The following is a 4159-nucleotide window of genomic DNA, read 5'->3' as shown; positions in this document are numbered from 1 at the left end:
TCGGCTCTTGGCAGAAAACCTCCAGCTTCATGTCTGAACGGAGGGTGAACAACGTGTTGACACTCTACACCTAGGGCATCTTCCGGTTGCAACGCCTTGCGTTTCAAACCATACGGTCTGTCGTTTTGCGGAAAAAACGCGGTCATTCCGCTTGCTTTGGGCCGGGCGGCGCTGTCCCGCCGCCTCGCGTTTTACCTTTTTCAAAGCTAAAACGCTCTAGCCCCGGACCTTCCAGACGGCGTAGTCGGCCAGATCGCCCAGCGTCAGCGGCGAGACGCCGCCCGCCTCTTCCCGCTGGCGCAGGAGTTCTTCCCGCCTCGGCCCGCTCAGGTGCGGATAGGCGCTCGCCAAGGCTTCTCCGCCCTCCAGCAGCCGCAGCGACCGCAGGAAGGCCATTTCGTCATCCACGCTGATGCCGAATGCGGCCCCGAGCCGGATGCTGATCTCCAGCAGGTCGATGGATTCGCACGGCAGGTCCGCCATGAGACGCGTCCGCTCGTGCAGCTCCGCCGCATCACGTTCAAAGATATCCGCCACCAAGGCGATGACCCCTTGCAGGGCCTCCTCACGGGTCAGGGACATGTGCCCTCCATCTGTTTGACGGCCCCGAGGCCGCCGTCGATATCCACCGTACAGGCATTGATGCCGGACGCCTCGCGCGAGAGCAGGAAGACCAGCGGCCTCACCGCTTCCTCCAGGCGCAGGAGCCGTCCGGACGGCATGGCGCAAGCCGCCCGGCGCGCGACCTCCTCATCCGCCAGAAAATCCCGTCCGCGTCCGGCATCCAGCCAGCTCAGGCGCGCCGAACAGGCGGTCACGCCGCGCCCGGCCAGCTCCGCCCCCGCGCTGCGGTACAGGGCCTCGCCCGCCAGCTTGGCGGCCGCATACCAGCCCTGCCCGGGCGAAGACCGCAGGGCCGCCGAAGAGGAGACGAAAACACAGCGCCCGGAACGCCGGGACAGCATGGCCCGCGTCACCGCCCGCAGGATGCGGGCACGCAGGGCGATGTCCTCCGCCGCCCAGGCGTCGATATCCTCGGGCGGCATGCCCGCCAGCAGGCTTTCCCGTCGCGAGTGCCGCAGATCCAGCATATGGCCCGGCAGGCGGCCCCCCAGCCGTTCCGCACAGCGCCGGGGCAGGCTCTCGGCCTCGCCCAGCGGCTCCACGGGGATGTCCGCCCCGGCGCAGGCCCGTTGCCCGGCCTCGCCGCCGCAGACGGCCAGCACCTCGGCCCCCTCTTCCCGCAGGGTGGCGGCCACGGCACGCCCCAGCGTGCAGCCGCCGCCCAGCAGCAGCACCGGGCCGTCAAAACTCAGTCGCATATCGTCTCCCCACCGGCGGACGCCAGCCACACTTCCCCTTCGGCCAGCCGCCTGCCTGCCGCGCCGCCCTCCGCCTCCGGCGCGAGACCCACAAGCTGCCAGCCCACGCGCCGTACCGCGGGCCGGGCAGCGGGCCTGTCGTCCGTGCCGGCCGCATGACCGGCCAGGGGCGGCGGCTGCTTCCAGATCAGACGGCACAGGCTCGCGGGCGGCACGAAATGCCGGAAACGCGCCTGCGCCATATGGGACACAGGACAGCCGAAAGCCTCGACCGCCGCCCGGCGCACGGCCTCCAGCAGGCAGGAACCGGGCACGCAGGGCGCGCCGGGGAAATGCTCTTCATGCAGAAAGGCGGCGTCGGGAACCCGGAGCTCCACCGGCGGCGGCAGCATGTCACTTGTCCCAGAGCTTCAGAAAGGGCTTGGCAGGCAGCAGGTCGTCCAGAGGGATGTCCACCTCCTGCGCCCCGGCAGCCCAGGACGCCACCTGATACGGCTGGAAGTAGACGCGCACGCCCTGCCGGGTCAGGCCGATGCTGGAGAAGTTGTCCACCTCCCGCGTGGTGCCGTCCAGTATCCACTGATCCTTGCGCCCTCCGGCCAGCCGCCGCGCGAGCACTTCCCGCGAATGGTCGGACAGCAGGGAAAGGGCCTTGTCCACATCCTCGAAGATGTCCACGAAGTTGAGGCGCTGGCCGGTGATGAGGCTGTAATTGAGGGTGATGATGTCCAGATTGCCGTGCGCCCCACCCGTGTACGTCCAGATCTCGAAGACCAGGCTGACGGCCTCACGCGAGGGGCGCAGCACCGTATACGAGCCGTGCAGGGCATACCGACTCATGTCCAGCGTTTCGCCCAGCGCCTCGGAAGGCTGGAACAGGGTACTCATTTCTTCCTCGAAGGTGTCGGCGATGCTGTTGACCCAGCGGCGCACGTCCTCATCCACGGCGGAGTGGCCGAGGACCGGGTAAGAAATGGTGATGTCCGGCACGTTCTGCCGTCCGTGCCGCTGCAACAGAGCTTCATCCTTGACTTCCCGCCCCGGCTGGAGGTCCTTTTTTTCCGGCGTGATGCTGACACGGCGCAGGAATCCGCCATGATAGAGCGGACTTTTTTCCGGGGAGAGGTCGTCCACGGCCCGAACGCCGGACGCGCTCCCTAGCAGCAACAGGCAGCAGGCGGCAAGAAGGAAGAGACGGCGCGCGGCCGACGGCAACACGGCAACACTGGCAGGCATGGACGAAGGACCCCACAGGCAAGATTCGGCCCCGTTCCCGAAAGCAGGGAACGGAGCCGTTACCCGTTTGTAGGACCTGTGCCCGGATTCGTCAAGATGAGGCGGGGCGGCGCGGCGGGCGGGCCGGGAACGGTTGCGGCGACACCTTCTCTTTGCTATGCTGACATAATGAAGATTACCTGCCCTGACTGCGGATTTTTCCGCGAACTCGTTGCGGATCGCGCCCCTGTGCGCCCTGTCATCGCCACCTGCCCCAAATGCGGCTGCCGCTTCCGCTTCCAGCCGGAGGACGGCGCCTGCCTGTTCCTCGAACACGGCCAGACACCCCCTGCCGCGCCTGCCCCGGCCCCGGCTCAGGAGGACGATCCCCTGCCGCCCGGGGCCATCGTCCCCGGCAGGACGGACAGCGGCTGGCAGTCCTCTCAGCTGACGAAGCCGGACAGCCCCCGGGCCGCCGCGCCGGAACGGGAAAGGACGGAGGCCGCCCCGGACGCCCGGCAGGAGACCGCCACCCCCGGCGAGGACGAGCCGCGCCCGGCCAACCGCAAGCGCCGCTCGCGTCCCGCGCCGGACGAGGAGATCAACCCCTGGGACATGGCCCCCCATCCGGCGGGCTATCTTTCCGCCTTCTACCAGACCTCGTTGCGCGTCATGTTCGGGGCCGGGCGCTTTTTCGCGCACCTCAACCCCGAAGCGCCGCAGCTCCGGGCGCTGGCGTACGCGCTCCTCATCTCGCTGGTCGTGCTGGGCAGCATGTTCTTCTGGCTGAACATGAGCCGGGAAGTGCTGGAGCAGGCCGCGGCCACCAACACGCCGTTCATGCAGGTCATCCGCCTTGCGCTGGATCACCCGCTGCTCTATGCCCTCATCTCGCTGGCCAGCATGGTCTTTCAAATCTACTTCGCCGCCGCCCTGCTCTTTCTGGGCTTCCGGCTTTCCGGAGCCAGGCAGGCGTCCTTTTACATCATCTTTCAGGTCGTCGCCTACAGCAGCGCCCCCATGCTGCTGTGCATCATCCCCCTCATCGGCTCGCAGGTGGGCTTCATCTGGGCCATCGCCTGCCTTGTCAACGGCTGCCGTGTGGCGCTGCAGCTCGACTGGCCGCGGACCCTGCTGGGCTTTGCCCCGCTTGTCCTGCTGTGCGCCCTGTTCGCCCTGGGCATGCCTCTTCCTTAGGGCCTGTCAACACTAATTTTACAAATAATTTCAACAGATAATCTACATATCCCATACACGCTCCGCCTGCCTTGGAGGCGGGGTTGCCTCGTGTCCCTGACTCTTCCCCCGGTAAAAGCGCGCTGGGGAAGGGATGGGGGGCCTGGGGGGAAGGGAGCGACCGAAAGGCGGCCCGGAGGGCCGTGCCCGTTAGGCGACGCAGGAGCCTTACGGACATCGACAGCAGAGCGCGATCCAACGGGCGGCCCGGAGGGCCGTGCCTGTTAGGCCGTAAGGCCTTACAGGCATCGACAGCAGAGCGAGGGGTTTCCCTTCCCCCCAAACAGACAGCGAATAGTGTTAACAGGCCCTAGGGTCAGGACTCATTAAAGGTAAAAAATGACAATGGCAGCAATATGGATTGCCGAAAGGAATGTATGGGCACA

General features: G+C 66.9%; 5 protein-coding genes. 1 reads left to right on the top strand and 4 read right to left on the bottom strand.

All coding sequences use genetic code 11. The annotated features are described in order from the left end of the window. Window positions 1–216 precede the first annotated feature (216 nt). The 4 genes from Q0K12_RS12310 to Q0K12_RS12295 are packed head-to-tail and all read right to left on the bottom strand — an operon-like array spanning window position 217 to window position 2558. Entirely contained in the window at window positions 217–582 is a 366-nt protein-coding gene (locus tag Q0K12_RS12310) for an acyl carrier protein (RefSeq protein ID WP_297263267.1), read from the bottom strand. Continuing rightward, window positions 573–1322, bottom strand: coding sequence for an SDR family oxidoreductase (locus Q0K12_RS12305; RefSeq protein WP_297263266.1), 750 nt, complete (start codon window positions 1320–1322; stop codon window positions 573–575). The genes Q0K12_RS12310 and Q0K12_RS12305 overlap by 10 nt, the downstream gene beginning before the upstream one ends. Then, window positions 1313–1714 carry a hypothetical protein gene (locus tag Q0K12_RS12300; RefSeq protein ID WP_297263265.1) on the bottom strand — a complete coding sequence of 134 codons (402 nt, stop codon included), beginning with the start codon at window positions 1712–1714 and terminating at the stop codon, window positions 1313–1315. The genes Q0K12_RS12305 and Q0K12_RS12300 overlap by 10 nt, the downstream gene beginning before the upstream one ends. Window position 1715: 1 nt before the next feature. After that, complete coding sequence (locus Q0K12_RS12295; RefSeq protein ID WP_297263264.1) at window positions 1716–2558, bottom strand: DUF3298 and DUF4163 domain-containing protein; 843 nt, start codon at window positions 2556–2558, stop codon at window positions 1716–1718. A 168-nt stretch (window positions 2559–2726) separates the two neighbouring features. Here Q0K12_RS12295 and Q0K12_RS12290 point away from each other — a divergent pair, with 168 nt between their 5' ends. Then, entirely contained in the window at window positions 2727–3734 is a 1008-nt protein-coding gene (locus Q0K12_RS12290) for a YIP1 family protein (protein WP_297263263.1), read from the top strand. The last annotated feature ends 425 nt before the right edge of the window (window positions 3735–4159 follow it).

Origin of the sequence: uncultured Desulfovibrio sp. (assembly GCF_944324525.1) — a bacterium.
Classification (GTDB): Bacteria; Desulfobacterota; Desulfovibrionia; order Desulfovibrionales; family Desulfovibrionaceae; genus Desulfovibrio.
Note: the sequence above shows the minus strand (reverse complement) of the source record. Positions and strands in the feature narration are given on the sequence as shown.

What these genes read in the sequence shown, in the direction of transcription:
- Q0K12_RS12310 (WP_297263267.1), bottom strand. Translation starts at nt 582, where the DNA reads ATGTCCCTGACCCGTGAGGAGGCCCTGCAAGGGGTCATCGCCTTGGTG.
- Q0K12_RS12305 (WP_297263266.1), bottom strand. Translation starts at nt 1,322, where the DNA reads ATGCGACTGAGTTTTGACGGCCCGGTGCTGCTGCTGGGCGGCGGCTGC.
- Q0K12_RS12300 (WP_297263265.1), bottom strand. Translation starts at nt 1,714, where the DNA reads ATGCTGCCGCCGCCGGTGGAGCTCCGGGTTCCCGACGCCGCCTTTCTG.
- Q0K12_RS12295 (WP_297263264.1), bottom strand. Translation starts at nt 2,558, where the DNA reads ATGCCTGCCAGTGTTGCCGTGTTGCCGTCGGCCGCGCGCCGTCTCTTC.
- Q0K12_RS12290 (WP_297263263.1), top strand. Translation starts at nt 2,727, where the DNA reads ATGAAGATTACCTGCCCTGACTGCGGATTTTTCCGCGAACTCGTTGCG.